Here is a 22929-nt window from a genome sequence, read left to right on the forward strand (position 1 = left end):
CTCGGCTGGCATCACAGATGCATCGGCGTCCCGGACGGACGCGGGCCCATTTTCCCGCCTCCACGGCGGCCCGCGAAGCGGCCTGGATTACTGACACGAAAAGTTGAGTGAGTGTGCTGGTCAGGCCGTTGCTGCGATGGGCTCGAAGCGGACGGTGAGGCCGAGGCGGTTGGCTTCCTTGGTCATGCGACGCATGGCGCGTTCAGGGTCGCGGCGGGTGAAGTAGTCGGCGCCGAGGTCCTGGTAGCGGGTCTTGTGGCGGAGGATGTGCCAGATCGCGACGGCGAGTTTGTGCATCACCGCGACCAGGGCCCGCTGCCGTCCGCGGCGGGCGGCGATGCGCCGGTAGTAGGCGCTGAGATAGCAGTCCTTGTTCCGGGTCACCGACATCGCGGCGATGCCCAGCAGTCGTTTCAGGTTGCTGTTGCCGTTGCGGGCACGGGCGGACTTGGTGACGCCGGCGGATTCGTTCATGCCCGGGCAGACGCCGATCCAGGAGGCGAGATGGCCGGCGGTGGCGAACTGGGCCATGTCCCCACCGGTCTCGGCGATGATGATCTCAGCCGCCGCGGGGCCGATGCCGGGGATGGTGTCCAGGTTCTCGACGTCCTTGTTGTGCTCCAGACGGGTCAGCAGCGCGGTGATCCGCTGGTCCAACTGGTCGGCCGTGGCGGTGAGGTGGTCGATCTCGTCGAGGTAGTGCCGGCACATGAACGCGTGGTGCTCGGTGAACGTACCGTCCAGTGCCTCAACCAGGGCCGGGATCTTACTGCGGGCCCGCCGGATGGCCAGGTCGGCCAGCGCCTGCGGGTCACGCTCGCCGCCGATCAGCGCGTTGATGATGGCACGTCCGCTGGCCCCGGTGATGTCGCTGAGCACCGAGGACAGCTTCATGCCGGTGTCCTCGAGTTCCTTCTCCAGCCGCTGGGCCTCCTGCCCGCGTGCCGTGATCAGCTGCGTGCGGCGGCGGGTCAGGTCCCGCAGTTCGCGGATCTCCCGCTCGGGCACGAAGGAGCCCATCACCATGCCCGAGGCGCCCGCCCGGGCCAGGAACGCGGCGTCGCTGGGGTCGCTCTTGCGCCCCCGAATGCCCTTGAGATGGGCCGGGTTGACCAGCATCAGGTTCAGGTGCGGCTGCAAGGTGTAGTAGAGGTGGCGCCAGTAGTCCGAGGTGGCCTCGAGCACCACCACCTCGACCCGGCGCTCGAGCAGCCAGGCCAGTAGCCGCCGGATCTCGGCCGGGGTGGTGGCGAACCGCTCGGTCTCCAGCGTCCAGGTCCCGGGCCGCTTCAAGCACGGCGTGCGTACGCACGCCAGCAGGAACCGCTTGCCCAAGTCCAGCCCCGCCGCCCGCAGATAGAGGACCTCGTCCTTCACGTCCTGTCTGGCCATCACCGTGTCCCTCCCGCACGCGTGCCGATTGAACGGGCGCCCGGAGGGATCCGGGAAGTCGCTGAGTCTGACACACGCGCTGCCGGTCACCCGCGGTGGCCGTGGCGCAAACCGAAGTCCGCTAGCGGATCCCCATCGCCAACCTGTTGGGCGAGCTGACCGGCATCACAGAATCTTCGGCTTACCGGGCGCCCGCCCCGATTTTCCCCCCACCGAGGAGGCCAGCGCAGCCGGCCTGGCGAACCTGTTGGTGATGTTGTCCGGGGCGCCGACGGTGGGGCCGTCGGATGGTTCGCTGGAGGAGTGCGGGGTGGCCTCGGATCTTGGGGTGTGGGGGCTGTGGCGTTACGGCCAACGGATTCCGGTGAGGACGGTGCGGACAGCGCGGGCGGCATGCCCGAAGGGCACTGCGGCGATGCTCATCCGGGCCCGGCTCGATGTCCTGTTCGAGGACGAGGAGTTCGTTGGGCTGTATCCCCCTGATGGCAGGCCGGGGCTGCCCCCCGGACAACCGGCGCTGGTGTCGGTGCTGCAGTTCGCGGAGAACCTCTCCGACCGTGCGGCGGCAGTGCGGTCCGTACCAGGATCGACTGGCAGTATGCCCTCGGCCTTGAGCTGGAGGATCCGGGGTTCGACCACTCGGTGCTGTGCGAGTTCAGGGCCCGGCTGGCCGAACAGGACGGCGCCGCCGACCAGTTGTTGCAGCTGGAGCTGGAGCGCCTGGTGGAGGCCAGCCGGCTCAAGGCCGAGGGCGGGCAGCGTACCGACGCCACTCATGTGCTGACCGCGGTTCGCACCCTCAGCCGCCTAGACCTGGTCGGGGAGACGCTGCGGGCGGCGCTGGAGGAGCTGGCCGAGGCCCCCCGCCTGGCTGGCGCCGCTGATCGAGCCGGAGTGGGGCCAAGCGGTACGGAACGGTACGTTGATCCGGATGAAGGTCGAGCACCTGCCCGGTGACCGCGACCCGAGCCGGTGTGGCTCTGGTCCTCGCGCACCGGGATGACTGGTGCAGACGTCGACCTGCGCTGGCAGGCGTTCCTCCGCAGATTCGATCTGGAACATACCTTCCGACTGTTCAAGCAGACCCTGTGCTGGACCGTCCCCAAGGTCCGCGACCCGCACACCGCCGACCTGTCGACCTGCCGACCCGGCTGATTATCGCCGCCCACCCAACTCCGTCTCGCCCGCCCCTTCGCCGAGGACCTCGGCCGCCCCTGGTAACGGCCCACCGAGCCGCGCCGGCTCACCCCGCCCGGGTCCGCCGGGGGTTCCGCCACCTCCCGTGAAGACCGCCCGTCCCGCCGACGTGCCGCAACCCTCCATGCCCGGCCCCCGACGCCCACCCGGCTCGAAGAACCGCAGGCCAGCCCCACATCACGAGCCGGGGAAGACCGTGAAACGAAACGAAACCCTCACCGAACACGTCCGCCTGAAACAGCAGCGAGGTTAATGATCAAGCTGAGGAGTCGTCGCCATAGGTCCAGCAGATTGTTGAGGTGCGGCCCAAACAGGTCAGGTCTGGCCAATACACCAACGATGCTTTGTTGTCCATACCGGTGCCTGTCCCACATCCCGGTAGCCAGGGGGTTAGCTTGTCCTGACCATGATTTTTATGCTCGACCTGTGTATTCGAACAATTCCCCTCGCAACGGTCGGCACCGAGGCCACCGTGTGCGCACACTGCCTGCCTTGGTTGCCGCCGCCGCGCTCGGTGTCGGCGCTGTAACCATCATGATCCAGTCGGCCGAGGCCACAGCGACGCATCCATCGACGCTTAAGTGGGGCGCGTGCCCCACGGACGCCCCGGCCCCGCAGCAATGCGCCAGGCTCAAGGTGCCGCTGGACTACAAGGATCCGGCGGGACAAGGGATCGCGATCGAAGTGTCCCGGATCCCTGCAGCCGATCCGAAGAAGCGCAAGGGCGTCCTGATGCTCAACGGCGGGGGCCCTGGTTCCAGCCTGGACGTTCCTACCGCGATGGGCAGTCTCCTGCCTAAGGCGGTGCGAGACAGCTACGACCTGGTCGCTTTCGACCCTCGCGGCATCGGGCACAGCACTCCGATGAACTGCGGCCGGGACGCCGATGAACTCGTCCGCGATGAGCAGCTGGAGGTACTGTCCTTCCCAGGCGCGGACGGTTCGATCCACGCCAACGTGGCATACGCCAAGCGAATGGCACACCAGTGCGCAGTCAACTCAGGCGAACTGTTGCCGCACTTGACCACTGCGAACGTCGCCAGGGACATGGACCGGATCCGCAGCGCGCTCGGAGAGCGCTCCGTTTCCTATTACGGCATTTCCTGGGGCACCTACCTGGGTTCGATCTACCGAGCGCTGTTTCCCGAGACTGTCGACCGAGTGGTGCTCGACAGTTCGGTCGACCCCAACAAGCGCGGTTACGACGACTTCCGCACATTCAGTGAAGCCATGGAGGACCGCTGGCCCGATCTTGCCCGATTCGCGGTCGCCCACAAGGACGCAGTCGGCCTCGGCAGCACGCCCAGTGACGTGCGGCGAAACTACCTTGCCCTGGCGGCCGAGCTCGATCGTCGTCCCGTCTCGCTGCCGGGCACCAAAGCCCCGATCAACGGCAATCTCATACGGTTCTTCACCTGGCAGCTCTCGTACAACGACGCGAGCATGATCGCGACGAAAGAGTCGCCAGTGCCCATGCTGGCCCGGCTGTGGCAGGCCGCAGCCGGCGTCGCAGCAGGAAATCCCAGCGACGCCGACCGTACCTTCCTCACGGAACTGACCAACGACTTCGTCGCCAGCGGCACGATGCAGGGAGTTCCGCAAGACAATCTCTATTCAGCGGGCTGGGCGATCAGCTGCGGGGACACAGCCTGGCCACGCAACATCAGGACTTATGCTCACAACACCGCTGTCGACCGGGCGAAGTTCCCACTCACGGCGGGTGCTCCGGCCAACATCACGCCCTGTTCGGCCTGGGCCTCGCAACCAACCGGCCCGGAGCCGAAGGTTCAACCCATTGGAAAGCGCAATGTACTGATTCTGCAGAATCGACGCGACCCGGCCACCCCTCTTAGTACCGCTCGTGGCATGCGCCAGGCAATGGGTGACGATGCAGTCTTGGTCGACGTCGATGCAGGGGGCCACGGAGTGCTGGTTCATCCTGAGCCGAATGCCTGCGCTATAGGCGCCTTGGACGCCTTCTTTGTCTCGGGTGAACTGCCGCGTGGTGACACGTCCTGCACGTAAGAAGCTGTTGTCTTTTCGATCTTGAGTGGTGTCCGTCGACGGAAGTCTCGACCGGGTGATTACGGCCCGTCGGGCGTGGGAACAGGGCCTCTTGGGAGCTCGGAGGGTGTCTACGCCGACTCGCCTGTCAGGAGGCCCTGTTGTTGCAGTTCTATGCCACCGGGCAGACGGAGTCCACTTCGGTCACTATCTCCTGTGACTGAGCTCCTTCCAACCTGGCTGCGAGGTCGAGGGGTTGCGGTGACGGGGCAACGAAGCCCGAGGTAGATGAGTTGTCGACCAACAGCGGCCTTCTCCGCCTAGAGCCCCGAGTCCTTGCCCATCCATCCGGCCTCATCTGTCCACTTCCGCACTGCGGCTGCTGCGGCGGGGCTCGGCGACGACAGAGAGGCACCCGGCGGCGGCTGACCTGCAGCCGCCAGGCGCTACAAGTATCGACGAATTCCACCGGAAGATCACAAGGCTGGAGCAGCACAACGTCGAACTGACCTCCGCGTTGGAGGAGGCCCGATCCGATCTCGATGCCGCGAGGGCGGCCAACCGGGACCTGACCACAGCGCTGAACCAACGCGGCTGGGTCCGACCCGGCCGACCGCCAGGACCGTTCACGAGGCCAGGTGTGACTGGTTGATGAGATCCCGTCCTATCGCATTGATCGGGCGGGATCTTGGCGTTTCCGGGGCCTGCTCAAGATGGGGTCCGAACGCCAACGTCGGCTGAGGCGATTGCTGGGAAGGTCCAGGCCGTCGCTTTCGGCTACATGGTGGCCTGGTTCAAGGTGGCGTGGATGGAGCCGAGTAGCGTCGTCGGGCCGCCGAGCGGTGGTTGGGCGAGCTGCTGGCCGAGCTGCGCGGCGTGCCCCGGCCCGGCTACCGCCTGGGACCCGCGACGGTGTAGGCCGTGGTGCCGGCGACCGCGAGGACGAGGGCCGTCCAGGTGCCCGCTGCGGTGCCGGGTGGCAGCAGCATCCAGGTCGCCACCTGCATTGGCGCACTCGTCGGGGGCGGGGCGAAGAACGAGAACGAGAGCCAGGCAAACGGCAGCGTCCATGCGTACTGACCGCCCGAGAGCGCCGCGCCCAGGGCGACCAGTCCCATCAGGCCCTCGCTGTTCCGGACGACGAACGCGGTGGTTGCCAGGTCCTCGCCCAGCGTCTGCACTGTCAGCAGCACCGTGCCGACGACTGCGCCGATGAGCAGCACATGCGCCGCCCTGCGGAGTACCCAGGGGATCGCGGCCGTCCGGTCCAGCGCGAGGTCCTGCCCGCCGAGCCCGATCGAGGCTGCCATCACCCCGGTAGCGAGGACGAGCAGGGGCGGCCGCAGATCACTGGGCCCCTCGCCCCCGTCCCGGGCGAGTGCCCACAGCGCCACAGCGCTGATCACCACCGCGGCGAGCGACGCGGGTACCTGCCGCGAGCGCGCATTCAGCATCAGCCATCTCACCGGGACGCACCGCCCTTCAGCGCGTCGAACGCGTCGCCCTTGCAGGAGAGCGCGGCGGTGTGCATCGCGTTGATCCGCGAGAGCTGCTCGGCCCGCGGAAGCGCCTTGAGTTCCTTCCACACCGGGCGGGCCTCGGTGTCGACCTCAGGGCGCAAACCTGCTGACAACGTGCCGGGAAGCGGCTTGAGGTCCCCGAGGACCCAGCCCACCGCGACGGTCTGCGCGAATTCATCTGTCCCAAAACCGCTCCAGCCGGTGGGGGTGCATCCTGGCACCATGCCTTTGGCGATCAGGGCCCAGGTCACTTCCTTGCCCTTCGCGGCGGCGACGATGTCGTCGTCGAAGTCGAAGAGCACGGTCTTGCGGGACCACTGCGGCGTGGAGCCCTCCGGCAGTACGGCGGTGTTCTCCCGGACCGAGACCGGCGCCTGATCACCCAGGGCACCGTGCAGCAGGCGCAGCGCCTCCTTGCCGGGACCCGCGAGGTCCGCGAGTCGCCCCTGCTGCGTCTTCGTCACGCACACCGGCCCGTCGCACACCAACTCCGCGGCGGCCTCGTCGACGACGTACATCCGGCGCGGGTCGGAAGGGAGGATGAGCAGGGCGATCACCGCGCCCGCCAGGACGGGCGTCAGGGCGATCAGCCGGACGCGCGGAGTCGCGGCGACCAGCAGCGCGAAGCCGGTCGCGGCCATACCGAGCAGCCAGATCGTCTGCCCGACGTGCATGGAGGCGGAGAGCGTGACGAACGCCTCGCGCACCTCCTCAACCGCCGGTGACAGCAGCGAGATCCGGTTCGGCTCCGTGACCGGGATCCCCACCGCAGTGGTCGTCTCCGTCCGGCCCAAGGACATGTGCATGAGCTCTGTGAACACGAAGGCGCCCATGGCCAGCGTGGGCGGGGTGAGCACGGACGGCAGAGCCCGCCCGGCCCCCATGCCCAGCACGGCCCCCGCGACCCTGGTGGAAAACGACCTGGCCCTGACCCTGCTCGGCAAGTCCCCGGCATACCGCGGCCCGACGTCTCGGGCGGGTAGATCTCGCGCGCCTGCGGGTCGGTGAACCAGCGGTACACAAAACTTGCCGTCGGCATACGGACCGTCGGCACATGTACAGCCGGCGCTTCTCGGACTGCTGGACCGGCTGTCCAACACCCCCACGCACCTGGACAGCGATCTGATCCGGACCGACCCTCGCGCTACCGCTCCCGGCTCTGGACGTGCCGCCGACAGCCCTGCACGGGTAGTCGGTCGAGCTCTACGGGGCGGTGGCGTGGATGCCGGCGAGGACGATGTCGACGATCTTCTCGGCGACTTTGCGGGTGAAGGGGTGGCGTCGCCGGTTGACGTAGAGATACACCGGCCCAGACAGCAATTCGGTGAGGAAGTAGCTGTCGACCGGTGGGATCTCTCCTTGGCTGGCGGCGCTGTCGAATCGCCGGCGGGCGTGGGCGAACTGCTGGTCGTAAGCGGCCCGAACCGCTTCGTCGAGGTCCGTGTGCTCGGGAGCTGCGATGGCGGCCTGCAGCAGTGCCCGGCCGGTCGGGCTGGTCAGGCGTTCGGCGAATATCAGCAGGAACTCGACCAGATCCTGGCGGAGGTTGCCGGTACTCATTTCCGTGACCGAATACGGGAGTTGGGGCTGCGACAGAGCTGCGGGCGCACCGGATCATGTTTCGACAACGCCGCCGCGGAGAGTTTCTGGGCCCTGCTCAAGGAGGAGATCGGCACTCGGATCTGGCCCGACCGGGCTACCGCCCGCGCCGAGGTCTTCACCTTCATCGAGACCTTCTACAACCGCCGCCACATGCGCAAACACAAGATCTTCGGCTACCTCACCCCGGCCGAGACCAGGCAGCGGCATCACGCCCTCGCGGCATAACGATCACGTGTCCGAGATCACGGGGAAACTTCCAAGGCCGGGTAGTTAGCGTTTTTGCAGGTCACACAAGGGAGTTGAGGAAGTCCTGACGCGCAGCAACGGAGCTCGTTGGTACAGGCAGTCGTCCAAGACAGCTTGTTCCCGAAGGAGCTCCGTTGCCCGGTCATTGTGTCCTGCCGTCGCCGCTGGCGACCATCACCCGTACGGTCACTGTGGCCGCGAGTCGGTTCGCGCCGGGCCATCTGGGAGAGCTGACGCCGGTCGTGCCGTTCGAGCTGGTCGATGCCGTCTTGTCGGAGACGCGGACCGTGCAGCGGCGGCTGCGGGATCTTCCCTCACGGGTCGGGGTGTACTTCCTGCTGGCGACGTGCATGTTCCCCGAGGTCGGCTATCGGCTCGTGTGGGCCAAGCTGACGGCCGGCCTGTCGGGGATGCCGGTTGTCCACCCGAGCACGAAGGCACTCCGTGATCTGCGCCGCCGACTCGGCAGCGCGCCGGTGCGTGCGTTGTTCGAGGTGTTGGCCGGGCCGTTGGCTAGGCCAACCATGCCGGGGGTGCGGTTCGGCCCGTATCGGACGGTGTCGTTCGACGGCTGCAGCTCGATCAAGGTGCCTGACAGCGAACGCAACCGGGGCTGGCTGGGGCGGTGCCCGCACGGCGGGTATCCCCAGGTCGAGCTGATGACGCTGGTCGAGACCGGCACCCGGGCCGTCATCGCGGCGGTCTTCGGCCCCACCCGGGAGGGCGAAACCTCCTACGCAACCAGGCTGTTGCACCATCTGGGCCCCGGGATGCTGGTGCTGTGGGACCGGGGCTTCGACAGCAACGACTTCCTCACCGCCGTGCACGCCACCGGCGCACAGGTCCTGGGCCGCATCCGCCAGCGCCGCCGCCCACCAGTCCTTCAAACTCTCGCCGACTCCTCCTACCTCTCGGTCATCGGCGGCGTCCCGGTGCGCATCATCGAAGCCCAGGTGAGTATCACCTGCACCGATGGCAGCAACTTCGAGGGTTCTTACCGTCTGGTGACCACGCTCCTGGACGCCCGCCGCTACCCCGCCGAACGCCTCGTGCGCCTGTATCACGAGCGTTGGGGTGCGACACGAAGTCGCACGAGATTGAGTGAATTACCTGACAGGAGGATCGACTTGATGTCGACAGCGTAGTTCCGGGCCAGTGCTCAAGGCCCGTCCCCACTTCGACATGCGTCGCCGGCAACGGCGGGGTGTGAAGCTCGGAGGAGAAGCCCAAGGGCCCTCGTTCCATCCTGGGGTTACAGGCAAGGGGAAGACCGGACGGGTGAACGCAAGTGAACCCCTGATGATGCTTCGTAATCGTGACCCCCGCCGATGGGTTGTTCCAGCGGGGTGCAGGACTGGCCGCTGAGAAGCGGCAGGCGCCGGCTGAATCCCCAACGTCAGCCGGGAGAGCATCGCCGTCCCGGAGTTTAGGGGGCACCCACCCCGGTCGTGTCTCACTCGTGTGGAACGTGGAAACCCCGTTGGGGTCCGGTGCCGGAAGGCGCCGGTCAGCCGACCGCAAGGAAGGTCCAACTCCCCAGCGGGAACAGGATGGCCCAACAAGCGAACGCCGGTGGCTGAAAGGCAACGGGAACCCGCGGCAGATGATCAGCACCTCCGCTGGTCGCCGCGGACAACCGGCCGGATACGGGCACTGCCCGGACCCGAAAGGGTGCTGACGTGGGCCAGGTGGGCCTGTGAGGAATCGATGACCTTCAGCACCGGAACCGAAGGGCAAGTTGGACACCGTGACGATACGAACAGCCGAGGCGCGAACCGCTTCGGATGCCGACGGCGTGGTGAACGGACCGGAGGGCGACTCCACCGATTGGCGGTCGATCGACTGGCAGCGTGCGGAGGAGGAAGTACGGCGGCTGAGGCAGCGGATCTTCACGGCATCGCAGGCAGGGGACCTCAAAAGGGTTCGTAATCTCCAGAAATTGATGCTCCGTTCCCGTTCCAACACGCTGGTGAGCGTGCGGCGGGTGACGGAGGTCAACGCTGGCCGCAAGACGGCAGGTGTCGATGGGCGGGTTGTCCTGCTGCCCCAGGGGAAGGCCGAGCTGGCCGACTGGATGCAGCACCGGGCGGCCCCCTGGAAGCCCTTGCCTGTCAGGCGGGTGTTCATCGACAAGGCCGATGGCCGCCAGCGCGGTCTGGGAATTCCTGTGATCATCGACCGGTGTCTTCAAGCCGTGTCGCTGAATGCGTTGGAGCCTGATGGGAGGCACGGTTCGAGCCGAGGTCCTATGGATTTCGGCCCGGCCGGGGCTGCCACGACGCGATCGGAGCGATCTTTCTGGCCGCCAAGGGCAAGGCCCCGAAGCGGCAGTGGATTCTTGACGCGGACCTGGCAGCGGCGTTCGACCGAATCGACCATGATCGCCTACTGGCCGCCATCGGACAGTTCCCCGCCAGGGGACTGGTCGAGCAGTGGCTCAAGGCGGGAGTGATCGATCGCGGCTGCTTCGCCCCGACCGAGGAGGGGGTCCCGCAAGGCGGGATCATCTCCCCCGCGCTGATGAACGTGGCCTTGCACGGAATGGAAGAGGCCGCCGGAGTCCGCTACCGAATCACCGGCCCGCGTGCCGGTGAACTGGCAGTGGGCTCACCGACCTTGATCAGGTACGCCGACGACCTGGTGGTGCTCTGTCACAGTCGTGAGGAAGCCCAACAGGTCAAGGAACGGCTCGCCGCATGGCTGGCGCCCAGGGGGCTGGCCTTCAACGAGGACAAGACGCGCATCGCGCACCTCGACGAAGGCTGCGACTTCCTGGGGTTCACCGTCCGCCGCTTCAACGGCAAGCTGCTGATCAAGCCGAGCAAGACGGCCGTGCGACGAATCCGGGCACGGCTCACCGCCGAAGTACTGGCCCTTCGGGGACAGAACGCGGCAGCGGTGATCGCCAAGCTCAACCCGATCATCCGGGGTTGGGCTGCCTACTATCGGGGCGTGGTCTCCAGCAAGGTGTTCACCTCGCTGGACAACCACGTGTGGAAGCTGGTCTACAAGTGGGCCAGGCACACGCACCCGAACAAGCCGAGGGGCTGGGTGACAGCCCGGTACTTCGGCCGGTTCAACACCTCCAGGCAGGACCGGTGGGTATTCGGCGACCGGGAGACCGGCCGCTATCTCGCCAAGTTCGCCTGGACAAAGATCGTCAGGCATCAGCTGGTCATCAAGGCGAGTTGACCGTCATGCCGCGCGTCAACGACAACCGGGCGAGGGCCAAGTCCCCATCGCCCCGCACCGTTCCCGTCGGCCCCGAGATCGTACGGCTCTACGCCGACTACCTCCACGGTGAGTACGGCGACCTCGACAGCGACTACATCTTTGTCAATCTGTGGGGTGGCTCCTACGGGCGCCCGCTGACCTACGCGTCCGTCTACGATCTCGTCCTGCGACTGCGCCGCGACACCGGCATCGACTTCGATCCCCACTGGCTCCGGCATACCCGAGCGACCTTGCTCCTGCGGCAGGGCGTGCCGATCGAAGTGGTCAGCACTTTGCTAGGACATTCCTCGATCGCCACCACGCACGACATCTACGGCCACCTGTCGGTGGAGGACGCCCGCCGTGCTCTGGAGGCCGCAGGATTCCTGACCGGCCGGGAGGTGCGCTGGTGAGCCAGGAGACTTCCGCCGTTCCGTCTCCCGGCGCCGGACGCAAGCTCAAGATGCTGCAGCATCGGCCCCAGTTGCTCGACGGCTGTCTTGCTGGCACCGGCCTGGCCCTCGACGAGTGACCTGCTAGGGAGCCTGCCATCCGAACGCACGTTCAGTAGCATCACGACGCCTGGATGAGGTTCCCGCCCGACGAATCGAGTGAGCCCATGAGCGACGACGTCCTCTCTATCATTCCGACCGACCCGCACTGGCAGCCCGAGCAGGTCGCGGCTGACCGTACTGCGTCGATCGTGGAGGACCTGGCCCCCGGCCTCCCTGACGGCGTCGACGTCGAGATCGACGTCACCTGGCACGACACACTCACCGTTGTCGACTGTGGTCAGAATCTGCAGAAGATCGGTTGTCCCCACTGCGGCGCGTCGATCGACATCGAGTGGTGGGCCGACCTACTCGAAGCCCACTGCGACGACGGCTTCGCAACCCTCGCCGTGGTGGTCCCCTGCTGCGGCACCGCGACATCGCTGGACGCACTGGACTACGACTGGCCCTGTGGCTTTGCTCGATTCGAGATCGCCATCTGGAACCCCGAGCGTGTCTGGTTCAGCGACGATGGCCTGACTGCCATCGGGCATGCACTCGGACATCCAGTCCAGCAAGTCAGAGCCCACATCTGACGCACGTCAGCCCGCGAGGAACCCGACATCACGAGTTCAAGTTCAGTAGTTCCGCCCGGGGGCGCACAGTTCGCCCTCGATCAGGTCGCTCTGCGCCTTCTCCGTCGCGTCGTCCTCGCGGCTCACCCCAGGCGGCGTACGTCCTCCAGATACCGCAGGACCGCGGCCACCCGTCGGTCCACCTGGTCCGCAGGGGACAGGTCCAGCTTGGCGAAGATGCTGCGGATGTGCTTGTGGACGGCGCCCTCGGTGACGACGAGCCGGTCGGCGATGGCGGAGTTGCCCAACCCCTCGGCCATCAGGGCGAGTACGTCCCGTTCGCGGGGGCTGAGCCGTTCCAGCCGGGGGTCCTGGCGGGAGCGGGTGAACAACTGGGCCACGACCTCGGGGTCGATCGCGGTGCCGCCGTCCGCCACCCGGCGCAGGGCGTCCAGGAACTCCTCGACCCGTCCGACGCGTTCCTTCAGCAGATAGCCGAGGCCGCTCACGCCACCGCCGAGCAGTTCGGCGGCGAAGCTCTGCTCGACGTAGGCGGACAGGACGAGGACGGCGAGGCCGGGCCGTCGGCGCCGCGCCTCGACCGCCGCGACGATCCCCTCGTCGGTGTGGGTCGGCGGCATCCGTACGTCGAGGATGGCGACGTCCGGTTCGTGGGCGTCGATGGCGTCCAGCACCCCGTCGGCGGTACCGGCGGTGGCCACCACGTCCAGGCCCTCGGCGCGCAGCAGCAGGGCGAGGCCCTCGCGCAGCAAGGGGTCGTCCTCGGCTATGACGATCCGCAGGTCACCGTCCGTCTTCGGGGTGCGGTCCATCCGCTGGTCACCGTCCGTCCTCGAGGTGGGGTCCGTCCGCAGGCCGCGGTTCATCCGCTGGTCACGATCCACAGGGGAGGTCCACCTCGAGGGTTGTCGGGCCGCCGGGCGGGCTGGCCAGGGTGAGGTTACCGTCGAGCGCCGCGATCCGGCGGCGGATGCCCGTGAGGCCGGAGCCGCCGTCCTCGTCGGCGCCGCCCCGGCCGTCGTCCTCGACGCGCAGCCGCAGCCGGCCGCCGCGGCCGCGGGCCGTGACGGTGACGTTCCGGGCCCCGCTGTGCTTGGCGATGTTGGTCAGCGCCTCGGCGACGACGAAGTAGGCGGTCGCCTCCACGGCGGCGGCGCAGCGTTCGGGTACGTCGACGTCGATCGTGCAGGGCACCGCGCTCTCAGCCGCCAGCCCCGAGAGCGCACCGGCCAGCCCCCGGTCGTCCAGGACCGGCGGCAGGATGCTCCGGGAGACGGTACGCAGCTCGGCGAGGGCCTGTTCGGCGGCGGACTGGGCGCGTTCGAGGAGTTCGTCGGCGCCGGCTGGATCGCGGGCGACCATACGGCGGGCCGCGCCGAGCAGGACGGTGACGCTGACGACCCGGTTCTGCGTGCCGTCGTGCAACGACCGCTCGATGCGCCGCAGTTCGACGGCGTGGGCGTCCAGGGCGGCGGCCCGCGTGGCCGTCAACTCCGCGACCCGCAGGGAGAGATCGACGTCCGGGCCGGCCGCGAGGAGCCGCTGTCCGGGCCGCATCTGGAGGCGGGCCATACCGGGGCCCAGCCCGAGGATGATGATGATCCAGCCCAGGCCCAGCAGGGACACGGAGAGGGCGTCAGGCCAGGAGTGCGCGCTTCCGAAGCCGAGTGACGTGGCGTCCGCGTCCCTGGGAGCGAGCTGCCAGTACAACGGGAACGTGGTGTCACGGACGGCGAAGAGCGGCAGCAGGACACCGACCAGCCCCAGGAGCAGCCCGAGGGTCGCGTGCCGGACCAGCCAGTGCAGTTCCCGTCGGGTGGCGGGGTCGACCAGGGCGAGCCGCAGCCGGGTCGGCGGCGGGTCAGGCGCGACGACCGGGCCCCAGCGGTCGAGCCGGGCACGTTCCTTCCCGGCCAGGGCGTGCAGGGCGCGCAGCACGGCGGGCGCCGTGAGCAGCCCCACCCCGACCAGGCTCGTCACGGCGGTGACGGCCGCCCACAGCAGCAACAGCAGCGCGAGCAGGGCCGTACTGAGCCCGGAGGCGAGCTGTCCGATCGCGGTGCCCGCGGCGCTCAGGGTGCGTACGACGACGTCCTTGAGGCCCACGTCCTCGGCGGCAGCGGTGTCCTGGTGCGTTGCCATCCCACCCTCCCTCTGTCGCGATCGACCATATGCCGAACGGCGGTTCACGGAGGGCTCCGGGGCCGGGAAGTACAGCCTGCTGTACCTCGAACCGGGCGGGCTGCGGGATCGGCCCGAGGGGGTGCTGATCCATAGCGTCGGTGACGACAGCGCGAACGGCACCGGACCACGGGAGAACCCCATGCCGCACACGGACATGAACACGAACCTGGCCCCGAGCACCAGCACACCCGGCGCCCCCGACCGCCTCACCCGAGGAGAGGTCGCCCGCACCCTGCTCTGGTCCGTGGTCGTGATCAGCGCGGTCGCGAACATGGCTGCCTCCTACTCCGGCGCCGACACCTGGGTGCACCTGGTGTGCGGCATGGTCACCGTGCTGTGCGGCGGAACCCTCGCGGTGCGCGCTCTGCGGGGCCGTCGATGACCGCCGCGATCACCCTCAGCGGGGTCAGCAAGGAGTACGCGGCGGGCGTACGCGCCCTCGACGATGTGTCGCTGACCGTGGAACGCGGCACGTTCCTCGCCGTGATGGGCCCGTCGGGCTCCGGCAAGAGCACGCTGATGCACTGTGCCGCCGGGCTGGACTCCCCGACGTCCGGGAGCATCCGCATCGACGGCCAGGAGATCGGCGGTCTGAACGAGACCCGCCGTACCGAACTGCGCCGGGAACGGGTCGGGTTCGTGTTCCAGGCGTACAACCTGATCCCCTCCCTCAGCATCGAGGACAACATCACGCTGCCGCTGCGCCTGGCCGGCCGCGCCCCCGACCACGACTGGCTGCGCACGCTCGTCCAGCGGGTCGGGCTGGCCGACCGGCTCACCCACCGTCCCGCCGAACTCTCCGGCGGCCAGCAGCAACGGGCCGCCGTCGTACGGGCCTTGGTGGCGAGACCGGCCGTCGTGTTCGCCGACGAGCCGACCGGCGCGCTGGACCTGCGCAGCGCCCACGAGGTCCTGGACCTGCTGCGGGACCTCGTGGGAGACCTGCACCAGACGGTGGTGATGGTCACCCACGACCCGGCCGCCGCGGCCCGGGCGCACCGGGTGCTGGTGATGGCCGACGGTCGGGTGGTCGATGCGCTGGACGCCCCGACGGCGACCCAACTTGCCGACCGTCTCGTCGCGTTGGGAAAGAGGTAGCCGATCATGCTGCGTCTCGCGATACGTATGGCCGGGCACCGGATCACCGCGCTGATCGCCGTGGCCTGCGCGGTCCTCGGCGGTGCCGCCCTGATCACCGGCACCGGCGTCCTGGCCGAGTCCGGCCTGCGTTCCCATCTGCCGCCCGGCCGGCTCGCCGGCGCGGACGTCGTGGTCGCCGCCGACCAGGAGTTCCACCCGAGCGGCGACCTGCCGATCGCGCTCCCGGAGCGCCGCACCGTCCCGGCCCGTCTGGTCACCGAGCTGTCCGCGCTGCCGGGCGTCGAGGCCACGGTCGGCGACATCGACTTCCCCGCCGCCCTCGTCGACGGCCGGGGCAGGGTCGTACCGGCCGCCGACCCCGTGTCCGCCGGGCACGGCTGGTCCTCGACCGACCTGCTGAAAGACCCGAAGGTCGAGGGTGGTGCACCCGCCGGTCCGGGCGAGATCGCCGTGGACAGTGCCACCGCCGCCGCTGCGTCGGTGACGGTCGGCGACCGGGTCCAGGTCGTCGCGGCCGGCCGGCCCGCCGCCGGATACCGCATCTCCGCGGTGGTCGACGCGCCGGGCGCCGGTGTGCTGTTCGCCGATGAGACGGCCGTACGACTGTCGGGCCGCGACAGCGGAGCGCGCGCCGGAGCACGCGCCGGAACCGTCGACCTGATCGGCCTGCGCACCGCACCCGGCGCCGAGGAGAAGGTCGCCGCCGAGGTCCGTAGGAAGCTGCAGGGCACCGGACTGGAGACGGTCACCGGTGCGGACCGCGGCGACCTCGTCTCGCCCGGCGCCGGCGCGAGCCGCTCCCTCCTGATCCTGCTCGCCGGCTCCCTCGCCGGGGTGATCCTGCTGATCACCGGCTTTGTCATGGCGAGCGCACTGGCCGTGTCGATCGGCGGGCAGCGCCGCGACCTGGCGCTGATGCGGGCGGTCGGCGCGACGCCCCGGCAGATACGACGGCTCGCCGCGACCCAGGCCACCGTCATCGCGGCCGTGGCACTCGTGCCCGGCGTGGGCGTGGGGTACCTGCTGGCCGGACAGTTCCGCCGGCTGCTGGCGGACCGGGGTGTCATACCGCTCGAACTCCCCCTCGCCATCAGCCCGTTGCCCGCCGTCGCGACACTTCTCCTGACCGCCGGGGTGGTGCAGCTCTCGGCGCGGGGCGCGGCCTGGCGGACCTCGCGCATGCCGGCGACGGAGGCGGTCGCCGAGTCGCGCAGCGAACCCCGCGATCCGTCGAAGGTCCGCACGCGGTCCGGCGTACTGGTGATCGCCGCCGCCACCACGATGTCGGTCGTCCCGCTCTTCTCCCGTACCGTCCTCGGCGCCGCCGCCACGTCCATGGCCGGCATCATCGGCGCGATCGGCCTGGCCCTCGTCGGCCCCGCCCTGGTACGGGCCATCGGCGCCGCCGCCTCCCGGCACACCCGCTCCGGCGCCTCCGCGCCGACCTGGCTGGCGATGTCCAACGTCCGCGCCTACGCCCTGCGCAGCGCGGGCATCGTCAGCACCCTGGCCATGGCGGTCGTGTTCGTCCTGACGTACACCCTCACCCAGACCACCGTCCTGGCCGCCACCACCCAGGACACCCGTGCCGGCACCCTCGCCCAGCAGCGCCTGAGCGCACCCGCCCTGGGCGGACTGCCCGACGGCACCCTGACCGACGTACGGAACACTCCGGGCGTACGGTCGGCGGCCCCCGTCGGCAGCACCACGGTCGTGTGGACGTACGAGCAGTTCGGCGATCCCGTGTCGGAGTCCGGCTCCGCGATGATCCTCACGCCGGACGCGCGGGGCGTCCTCGACCTCGACGTACGGGACGGCAGCCTGAAGGGCCTCACCGGCGCCACCGTCGCCGTGAGCGGCGACGTCGTCCGCACGCGCTCCGCGGGAGTGGGCCGTCACATCACGCTCGTCCTCGGCGACGGCGCCCGCGTCGACGCCAAGGTGGTCGCCGTGTACGACCGTGGCCTCGGCTTCGGCACGGTGGCCCTCTCCCACGACCTGGCGGCCGGACACACCACCACGGGGCTCGACCAGAGCATCCTGATCCGCACGGACGGCACGGCGGCGGCCGACCTGGCCCTGGCCGCCCTCGCCGCTTCCCGTCCCGGCCTGGCCCTCGCGGACGCGAGCCCGGCATCGGCCGACGGCCTGAAGGACGCCCCGCCCGAGGTGTGGATCAACCTGGCGACGGTCGTGGTCCTGCTCGTCTACCTGCTGCTGAGCATCGCCAACAAGCTCGTCGCCGCCACCGCCCAGCGCAGGATCGAGATGGCCGCCCTCCGTCTCAACGGCACCACGCCGCGCCAGATCCGCGCGATGATGCGCCGCGAGGCCGCGGTCACCGCCGCGACCGCCCTCGTCACGGCCCTCCTCCTGTCCGCGCTCCCCCTCGCCCTCCTCGGCCAGGGCTTCCTCGGCCGCCCCTGGCCCGCCGGCCCGCCGTGGCTCCTCCCGGCCCTCGCCCTGACGGTCACCGTCACGGCGTTCCTCACCATCGAGCTGCCCACGCGGCAGGCCCTGCGGATGCCTCCCGCCGAGGCGGTCCGGGCTCAGTGAGACGGCGGGCGGCGGCCGGGGGCAGCAGGGGAGCTGCGCCCGGGCGCACGGGGAGCGACCATGTCCATGAGGGGCCGTGGGAGGGAGGAACAGAGGGGGACAGAGGAGGACGGAGGGAGGAACACCATGCCGGAGCTGCCGGACGTCGAGGGAAACCGTTGCCAACTCGCCGTGTACGCCATCCTCCTGGAGGCCGTGACCTGTGATGCGGTCTCCCCTCGTTTCCCTGCCGTGGCGTACTCCGCTCGCCCGGAGTTCGATCTGGTCCCGGTGACCAACGGCGGCATTCTCCTGAACCACACTCCTCCGCAGCGAACCAGGCGAACGCGGTGCGACGACGCCACTCTCACCCGCCAGCGTGAGACGCCGATCGAACGGCGTCTCACGGTTAGAGCACCGGATCCGCGCCGAGATGCATCCGCTTGGTTTCCGCGCAGGCAAGCCCTCGATCGGATGACGCCCCCCTGCGCGAGTGATCGAACGCCGGATCACGGCCGCATCACCCAGTTCCCCTGCGGTCGCCGAGGCGATCACTCCAAGCAAAACGACACCTTCACCGTCGGCGGCCACCGTTAATCTTGGAGCTGGGACACCGGGGCCGCGGAGTCAGCACAGACGGCAGTGACGCAGATCACGTCGAGTCGGTGAAGATTTATTGCCGGAACGGCCTGCTCCCGCCACCAGGAAGTAGAGACACTTCCGAATCAAGGAGGGCCGAGTGGCCACGTTGTTCCCCCTTCTCAAGACTGTCCCCACCTCCCCCAGTCTGGGAAAGGTGCTGGCCGACATGTCACCGGCGCTCAAGTTCACCGCTGCGGCGTCCGCGCTCTCATCCATGGGCACCTCGAACACCGTCGGCGGGCAGCCCGCGGAGGCGGTCGGCAAGCAGCTGACAGGTCGCCCGCCAGCGGTCAGCATCGCCTCCACCGCGCTGGAGAAGCTGTCCCTCATCGATACGCCCGCCACACGCCTTGCTCAAGTCGGAGCTATGGGCAGCGGCCTCGCTTCGCTCGGCGACGCGATTGCTTCGGCGAGGTTCGCGACGCTGGCCGGTAGCCGCCTCGCTGACTCCTCACCGCTGTTCGGCATCTCCTCCGCATTGAAGGAGTTGTCCCTGTTCGACACTGGGATCGCCCGGGGGACGGGAATCACCCGGCTGAGCACGGCCCTGGAAACCTTCGCCCAAGCGACGAACAACTTCGCCCGCCGGTCACCGGCGTCAATCCTCGGCTTGTCCTCCGCGCTGGAGAAGTTGTCGCTGTTCGAAATGCCTGCTGACCGGCTTGCGTCGGTCGGAGTCGTGGGCAGCGGCCTGGCTTCGCTCCGCCTAAGGATGCCCGAATTCAATCCGTTCAACGACGCAATGTCTGCGGCATGGAACCGCGTCTTTGACATGCCCGGCTTCACGGGCCTGCTTCGGGGGCTCCCGGACGGCCTGCTGGAGCCGCTGCGATCCGTCACCCGGCTGCTTGAGAATCTTGGGGCGCCGATCGTCTGGCTCGCAAGGGCTGCTCTGGATGCCTACCTGCACGGCGACCACGAACCGATGCGCGAGTTCCTCTACACGCAGCTCCGTCTCCGGCCACCCACGGAGGACCATGCCCAAGCCCTGGCGATGGCGCTGTTCCTCCGGGAATGGGAGGAACAGGTCGATCTCCAGGACGCGGATGCAGTCCGCGTCGTTCTACGGAAGTGCGCTCGGGAGGGCAACGACCTCGACGGCGACCACCAGGTCATGGGCCACAGGATCGGTCATATGGACGTGGGGATCGACCTGCTGTCACCCGGGCCAGGGCCGGAAGCCTTGGCCATCGCCACGGTCGTGCCCTGGGCCGAGCACTTCGACAACCGGCACGTCCGCTACGCGACCGGGCGGCTGAAGGATACCGAGCAGAAAGTGGCGCGCGTCTGGGCCGAGAACCCCCGGCTCAACTGGCGCCAAGCACCCCCACTGGCCGACGAGGATGTCGCCATGGGCGACCGAGTGCGGCGCAAGCTCCTGCGGCTGGGCGACGACATCGTCAGGCGGGCCAAAGCTCAGATCCCAGGGGCGAACTGATGGCGAGCAACGACAGGTCCCAGGAGCCGCTGCTGAGCCTGCGCTCCGCGGTGGTGTTCCTGATCAGTCTGCAGGCCGCTGCGGCGGCTGGATTCCTTACATACGCGGGTGGCAGCCCCTTGGCCACCGCCGCACTCGCCGGCGGAGCCGCCTTCGGCGCCACGGTCGCCTTTGCGCGCTCGGCGATCGGCTGACCTGCTCGAAGTCAAGCAGAGGCCTCTGACACCGCCGAGCCATGAGAAGCAGGCCCCCGGGGGCCCTCCACGAGGGCCCCCGGCATTACCGAAAGTCACCGCAATGGCTCTGACGTCGGCAAGCGGCCCCAGCATGTCGGCTTGGGTTGGCCCCGTTCGGTGAAGATCCTGTATTGCCTTGACGTCTTCAAGTGGCCCCGGGTCTTGGCTTGTTCTGGGACCACTTGTGCTTGATCCCGCTAGGGTCGGGGGCATGGCAATCGACGAGGATGCCCTTCTGGCGGAGCAGGTTGCTTACTACCGGGCCCGCGCGCCCGAGTACGACCGGGTCTATGCCGAGCGTGAGGACCTGCGCGAGTTGCTGGCCGTGGCCGACGATCTCCCGATTGCCGGGGACGTGCTGGAGCTGGCCTGCGGAACGGGGCAGTGGACGGGGGCGCTGGCTGCGCGGGCGCGCTCGGTGACCGCGGTCGACGCGTCGCCGGAGGTGCTGGACATCGCGCGAGCGCGGACAGCCTCCTCCAACGTCCGGTTCGACCGGGCCGACGTGTTCCAGTGGCGGCCCCCGCGCCGCTTCGACACCGTGTTCTTCGCCTTCTGGCTCTCGCATGTTCCGCCGTCCCGGCTGGGCGACTTCTGGGACACCGTCGCCGCCGCCCTCGCACCAAACGGCAAAGCGATCTTCGTCGACGAAGGCCCCGCCGCGGCCGCCCGTGAGGAAGTGGCCGCGGTGGTGCGCCGGCTCGACGACGGCAGCCAGTACCGCATCGTGAAGGTTTTCCATGATCCGGCGGCACTCACCGGCGAGCTCGCCGCATTGGGGTGGTCGGCCGACATCCGGCTGCGGGAGGAGTTCATCGTCGGCATCGCAGAGCCACGTTCCGTCAACTAGCGGGCCCAGCCGATTACTTGGGCTCTTCTCGTGACGATCTACTTTGTCGCGCCGTTCTGCTTGGCTTTGGAACGGGCCAGGCGGTAGGACTCGGTGCCGGTCTCGATGAGGGTGGCGTTGAAGGTGAGGCGGTCCACGATCGCCGCGCAGAGCCGGGGGTCGGTGAAGGTCCGGCTCCAGCCGGTGAAAGCCTCGTTGGAGGCGATCGCGATGCTGCTCTTCTCCTCACGCTCAGTGAGAACCTGGAAGAGCATTTCCGCGCCACGGCGATCGAGTTCGAGATAGCCGAGCTCATCGATTTCGAGAAGGTCGACCCGCCCGTAGCGGGCGATGGTCTTGCCCAGCTGCTTGTCGTCTGCCGCCTCGACAAGCTCGTTCACCAGGGCTGCGGCGGTGGTGTAGCGGACGCGGTAACCGGCCATGGCCGCGGCGGTGCCCAGCCCAATCAGCAGGTGCGACTTGCCGGTTCCTGAATCACCGATCAGACACAGTGGGTAGCCCTTGGCGATCCACTCGCAGGTCGCGAGATTGTGGATGACCGCCGGGTCGACGTGGGGATTGACGCTGTAGTCGAACTCCCGCAGGGACTTCTCGCGGGGGAAGTGAGCCGCGCGGATGCGGCGTTCGGCCCGGCGCCGGTCCCGGTCCTCGCACTCGGCCATCAACAACTCGGCGAGGAACCCCGCGTAGGACAGGCCCTCGCGTTCGGCCCGGGCGATCGTGTCGGCGGCCTGGGCCCGCATGGTGGGCAGCCTCAGCAGGCGGCAGGCGGTGTCGATCGCCGCATCGGATGCCTGTGCGGTCAGCGCGTGATGGGCGGTGGTCATGATGAGTCCTTCCGGCGAAGCTGCAACAGCTCGTCCCACTGCTCCAGGCGGGGCAGCGGACGCTGGTCGGCGGGCAAAGCACGGGCGAGACGGCGCGGAGTCAGGGGCGTGACCTGCGCGGAGTCCAGATCCACCGGCTCCGGAGCGGCAGTGCCGGCGGTGACGGTCGGTGCCCGCCCGGCCGTCTGGGCCGCCTTGCGTGCCTCCAACGCAATGACGTCCTCATTGAAGGTGCCCGCCGCGAGCGCCGCGCGGATCCCGGCCACCACGTCGGCATGCTGCTGATGGCGGTGCAGCAACAGCACCTTGACGAGGGCTTTCGTTCCCTCGATGTCGCCGAGGGCCTTCTTGGCCGCGGCCCAGAACGCTTCGTGGACGGCCGTGAAGGTGCCTTCGGCGCGCGCCTGGTGGAGGGCCTCGGAGCGTTCCAGTGCCCCCGGCTTGGTCAGCAGGGCTTCCAGGTAGTGGTCCAGCACGAGGTGTTCGGCGCCGCGACCGGCCAGCCGCCGGTGGCGGGCGATCTCCCGCCGGCCGTCATAGACGGTCAAGTCGTCGCAGGTGAGGGTGACGGTGACCTTGCGGTCGATGAACCGGACGGGGACTGAATACCGGCACATCTTCACGGTGATCAGGCCGTAGCGGTCGACGCGGGGCGTGAGGGTGATGCCGGTGGCGAACGGATCGTCCGGCAGCGGCAGCAGATGGCCGACCTCGCGAGCGAAGTCCTGCGCGATCGTCAGCATCCTCGCCCCGATCCGCCGCTCGTCCTCCTTCGCCTCGGACTCGGCCAACCGGGCATTGAGTTCGTCCAGGCTGTCCACCTGCGGCGTGTTGACTGAACTACGGGACCTTCTC

The 22929-nt window shown here is 68.8% G+C and carries 22 protein-coding genes and 2 pseudogenes; 16 read left to right on the forward strand and 8 right to left on the reverse strand.

Translation table 11 applies throughout. The annotated features are described in order from the left end of the window. Positions 1-120 precede the first annotated feature (120 nt). Positions 121-1392: an IS110 family RNA-guided transposase gene (locus ACZ4RZ_RS48275; RefSeq protein ID WP_467753995.1), complete on the reverse strand. Its 1272-nt coding sequence runs from the start codon at positions 1390-1392 to the stop codon at positions 121-123. A 642-nt stretch (positions 1393-2034) separates the two neighbouring features. Between ACZ4RZ_RS48275 and ACZ4RZ_RS48280 the strand changes: the two genes are divergently transcribed. From ACZ4RZ_RS48280 to ACZ4RZ_RS48290, 3 genes and pseudogenes are all read left to right on the forward strand, one after another. Next, positions 2035-2349 (forward strand): hypothetical protein, encoded by a 315-nt coding sequence (locus ACZ4RZ_RS48280; protein ID WP_467753996.1) that lies wholly within the window; start codon positions 2035-2037, stop codon positions 2347-2349. Further along, positions 2306-2842 (forward strand): annotated as a pseudogene (locus tag ACZ4RZ_RS48285) (NF041680 family putative transposase); the annotation flags it as partial. The gene ACZ4RZ_RS48280 and the pseudogene ACZ4RZ_RS48285, both read left to right, overlap by 44 nt. 239 nt (positions 2843-3081) lie before the next feature. After that, positions 3082-4614, forward strand: a complete 1533-nt coding sequence (locus ACZ4RZ_RS48290) for an alpha/beta hydrolase (RefSeq protein ID WP_467753997.1) — start codon at positions 3082-3084, stop codon at positions 4612-4614. 869 nt (positions 4615-5483) lie between these two features. On the opposite strand, the gene ACZ4RZ_RS48295 is transcribed toward ACZ4RZ_RS48290, so the two are convergent. The 3 genes from ACZ4RZ_RS48295 to ACZ4RZ_RS48305 all read right to left on the reverse strand — a co-directional run bounded on the left by ACZ4RZ_RS48295 (position 5484) and on the right by ACZ4RZ_RS48305 (position 7673). Then, positions 5484-6059 (reverse strand): hypothetical protein, encoded by a 576-nt coding sequence (locus ACZ4RZ_RS48295; protein WP_467753998.1) that lies wholly within the window; start codon positions 6057-6059, stop codon positions 5484-5486. After that, the gene (locus ACZ4RZ_RS48300; protein WP_467753999.1) at positions 6056-7006 is read right to left on the reverse strand and encodes a hypothetical protein; all 951 of its coding nucleotides are present in this window, start codon (positions 7004-7006) and stop codon (positions 6056-6058) included. The genes ACZ4RZ_RS48295 and ACZ4RZ_RS48300 overlap by 4 nt, the downstream gene beginning before the upstream one ends. 310 nt (positions 7007-7316) lie before the next feature. Continuing rightward, a complete protein-coding gene (locus ACZ4RZ_RS48305; RefSeq protein ID WP_467754000.1) occupies positions 7317-7673 on the reverse strand; it encodes a TetR-like C-terminal domain-containing protein in 357 nt (118 codons plus the stop codon). 21 nt (positions 7674-7694) lie between these two features. On the opposite strand from ACZ4RZ_RS48305, the gene ACZ4RZ_RS48310 reads away from it, so the two are divergent. The 7 genes and pseudogenes from ACZ4RZ_RS48310 to ACZ4RZ_RS48340 all read left to right on the forward strand — a co-directional run bounded on the left by ACZ4RZ_RS48310 (position 7695) and on the right by ACZ4RZ_RS48340 (position 12261). Beyond that, positions 7695-7940, forward strand: a complete 246-nt coding sequence (locus ACZ4RZ_RS48310) for an integrase core domain-containing protein (protein ID WP_467754030.1) — start codon at positions 7695-7697, stop codon at positions 7938-7940. 212 nt (positions 7941-8152) lie between these two features. Further along, positions 8153-9106 carry a transposase domain-containing protein gene (locus ACZ4RZ_RS48315; RefSeq protein WP_467754024.1) on the forward strand — a complete coding sequence of 318 codons (954 nt, stop codon included), beginning with the start codon at positions 8153-8155 and terminating at the stop codon, positions 9104-9106. A gap of 653 nt (positions 9107-9759) precedes the next feature. Beyond that, a pseudogene (locus ACZ4RZ_RS48320) lies at positions 9760-9972 on the forward strand (reverse transcriptase N-terminal domain-containing protein); the annotation flags it as partial. A 281-nt stretch (positions 9973-10253) separates the two neighbouring features. Continuing rightward, positions 10254-11153, forward strand: a complete 900-nt coding sequence (locus ACZ4RZ_RS48325; RefSeq protein WP_467754026.1) for a reverse transcriptase domain-containing protein — start codon at positions 10254-10256, stop codon at positions 11151-11153. Positions 11154-11158: 5 nt separating this feature from the next. Further along, positions 11159-11587, forward strand: a complete 429-nt coding sequence (locus tag ACZ4RZ_RS48330) for a tyrosine-type recombinase/integrase (RefSeq protein ID WP_467754002.1) — start codon at positions 11159-11161, stop codon at positions 11585-11587. After that, positions 11584-11706, forward strand: coding sequence for a hypothetical protein (locus ACZ4RZ_RS48335; protein ID WP_467754003.1), 123 nt, complete (start codon positions 11584-11586; stop codon positions 11704-11706). The genes ACZ4RZ_RS48330 and ACZ4RZ_RS48335 overlap by 4 nt, the downstream gene beginning before the upstream one ends. Before the next feature lie 87 nt (positions 11707-11793). Then, on the forward strand, positions 11794-12261 hold the full coding sequence (locus ACZ4RZ_RS48340) for a hypothetical protein (RefSeq protein WP_467754004.1): 468 nt from the start codon (positions 11794-11796) through the stop codon (positions 12259-12261). A gap of 122 nt (positions 12262-12383) precedes the next feature. Here ACZ4RZ_RS48340 and ACZ4RZ_RS48345 read toward each other — a convergent pair whose 3' ends face one another. After that, entirely contained in the window at positions 12384-13043 is a 660-nt protein-coding gene (locus ACZ4RZ_RS48345; RefSeq protein ID WP_467754027.1) for a response regulator transcription factor, read from the reverse strand. Positions 13044-13134: 91 nt separating this feature from the next. Continuing rightward, entirely contained in the window at positions 13135-14403 is a 1269-nt protein-coding gene (locus ACZ4RZ_RS48350) for a sensor histidine kinase (protein WP_467754005.1), read from the reverse strand. A gap of 181 nt (positions 14404-14584) precedes the next feature. Between ACZ4RZ_RS48350 and ACZ4RZ_RS48355 the strand changes: the two genes are divergently transcribed. The 6 genes from ACZ4RZ_RS48355 (at position 14585) to ACZ4RZ_RS48380 (ending at position 21247) form a co-directional block, all read left to right on the forward strand. Continuing rightward, a complete protein-coding gene (locus ACZ4RZ_RS48355) occupies positions 14585-14827 on the forward strand; it encodes a hypothetical protein (RefSeq protein ID WP_467754006.1) in 243 nt (80 codons plus the stop codon). Continuing rightward, positions 14824-15543 carry an ABC transporter ATP-binding protein gene (locus ACZ4RZ_RS48360; RefSeq protein ID WP_467754007.1) on the forward strand — a complete coding sequence of 240 codons (720 nt, stop codon included), beginning with the start codon at positions 14824-14826 and terminating at the stop codon, positions 15541-15543. The genes ACZ4RZ_RS48355 and ACZ4RZ_RS48360 overlap by 4 nt, the downstream gene beginning before the upstream one ends. 6 nt (positions 15544-15549) lie before the next feature. Beyond that, positions 15550-18102, forward strand: a complete 2553-nt coding sequence (locus tag ACZ4RZ_RS48365) for an FtsX-like permease family protein (RefSeq protein WP_467754008.1) — start codon at positions 15550-15552, stop codon at positions 18100-18102. Between the two features lie 718 nt (positions 18103-18820). Further along, positions 18821-20161, forward strand: a complete 1341-nt coding sequence (locus tag ACZ4RZ_RS48370) for a hypothetical protein (protein WP_467754009.1) — start codon at positions 18821-18823, stop codon at positions 20159-20161. Beyond that, positions 20161-20355, forward strand: coding sequence for a hypothetical protein (locus tag ACZ4RZ_RS48375; RefSeq protein WP_467754010.1), 195 nt, complete (start codon positions 20161-20163; stop codon positions 20353-20355). Before ACZ4RZ_RS48370 ends, ACZ4RZ_RS48375 begins: the two co-directional genes overlap by 1 nt. A gap of 253 nt (positions 20356-20608) precedes the next feature. After that, a complete protein-coding gene (locus ACZ4RZ_RS48380) occupies positions 20609-21247 on the forward strand; it encodes a class I SAM-dependent methyltransferase (RefSeq protein WP_467754011.1) in 639 nt (212 codons plus the stop codon). Positions 21248-21285: 38 nt separating this feature from the next. On the opposite strand, the gene istB is transcribed toward ACZ4RZ_RS48380, so the two are convergent. Continuing rightward, a complete protein-coding gene (istB, locus tag ACZ4RZ_RS48385; protein WP_467754012.1) occupies positions 21286-22074 on the reverse strand; it encodes an IS21-like element helper ATPase IstB in 789 nt (262 codons plus the stop codon). Continuing rightward, the gene (locus ACZ4RZ_RS48390) at positions 22071-22895 is read right to left on the reverse strand and encodes a Mu transposase domain-containing protein (protein ID WP_467754013.1); all 825 of its coding nucleotides are present in this window, start codon (positions 22893-22895) and stop codon (positions 22071-22073) included. Before ACZ4RZ_RS48390 ends, istB begins: the two co-directional genes overlap by 4 nt. Positions 22896-22929 lie beyond the last annotated feature (34 nt).

It is taken from the genome of Streptomyces sp. NPDC027189 (assembly GCF_055566975.1).

Bases quoted from the DNA above. Each gene is read 5' to 3' on its own strand.
- ACZ4RZ_RS48305 (WP_467754000.1), bottom strand. From the start codon at position 7,673: ATGAGTACCGGCAACCTCCGCCAGGATCTGGTCGAGTTCCTGCTGATA.
- ACZ4RZ_RS48355 (WP_467754006.1), top strand. From the start codon at position 14,585: ATGCCGCACACGGACATGAACACGAACCTGGCCCCGAGCACCAGCACA.
- ACZ4RZ_RS48330 (WP_467754002.1), top strand. From the start codon at position 11,159: ATGCCGCGCGTCAACGACAACCGGGCGAGGGCCAAGTCCCCATCGCCC.
- ACZ4RZ_RS48350 (WP_467754005.1), bottom strand. From the start codon at position 14,403: ATGGCAACGCACCAGGACACCGCTGCCGCCGAGGACGTGGGCCTCAAG.
- ACZ4RZ_RS48340 (WP_467754004.1), top strand. From the start codon at position 11,794: ATGAGCGACGACGTCCTCTCTATCATTCCGACCGACCCGCACTGGCAG.
- ACZ4RZ_RS48375 (WP_467754010.1), top strand. From the start codon at position 20,161: ATGGCGAGCAACGACAGGTCCCAGGAGCCGCTGCTGAGCCTGCGCTCC.
- ACZ4RZ_RS48365 (WP_467754008.1), top strand. From the start codon at position 15,550: ATGCTGCGTCTCGCGATACGTATGGCCGGGCACCGGATCACCGCGCTG.
- istB (WP_467754012.1), bottom strand. From the start codon at position 22,074: ATGACCACCGCCCATCACGCGCTGACCGCACAGGCATCCGATGCGGCG.
- ACZ4RZ_RS48380 (WP_467754011.1), top strand. From the start codon at position 20,609: ATGGCAATCGACGAGGATGCCCTTCTGGCGGAGCAGGTTGCTTACTAC.
- ACZ4RZ_RS48275 (WP_467753995.1), bottom strand. From the start codon at position 1,392: ATGGCCAGACAGGACGTGAAGGACGAGGTCCTCTATCTGCGGGCGGCG.
- ACZ4RZ_RS48360 (WP_467754007.1), top strand. From the start codon at position 14,824: ATGACCGCCGCGATCACCCTCAGCGGGGTCAGCAAGGAGTACGCGGCG.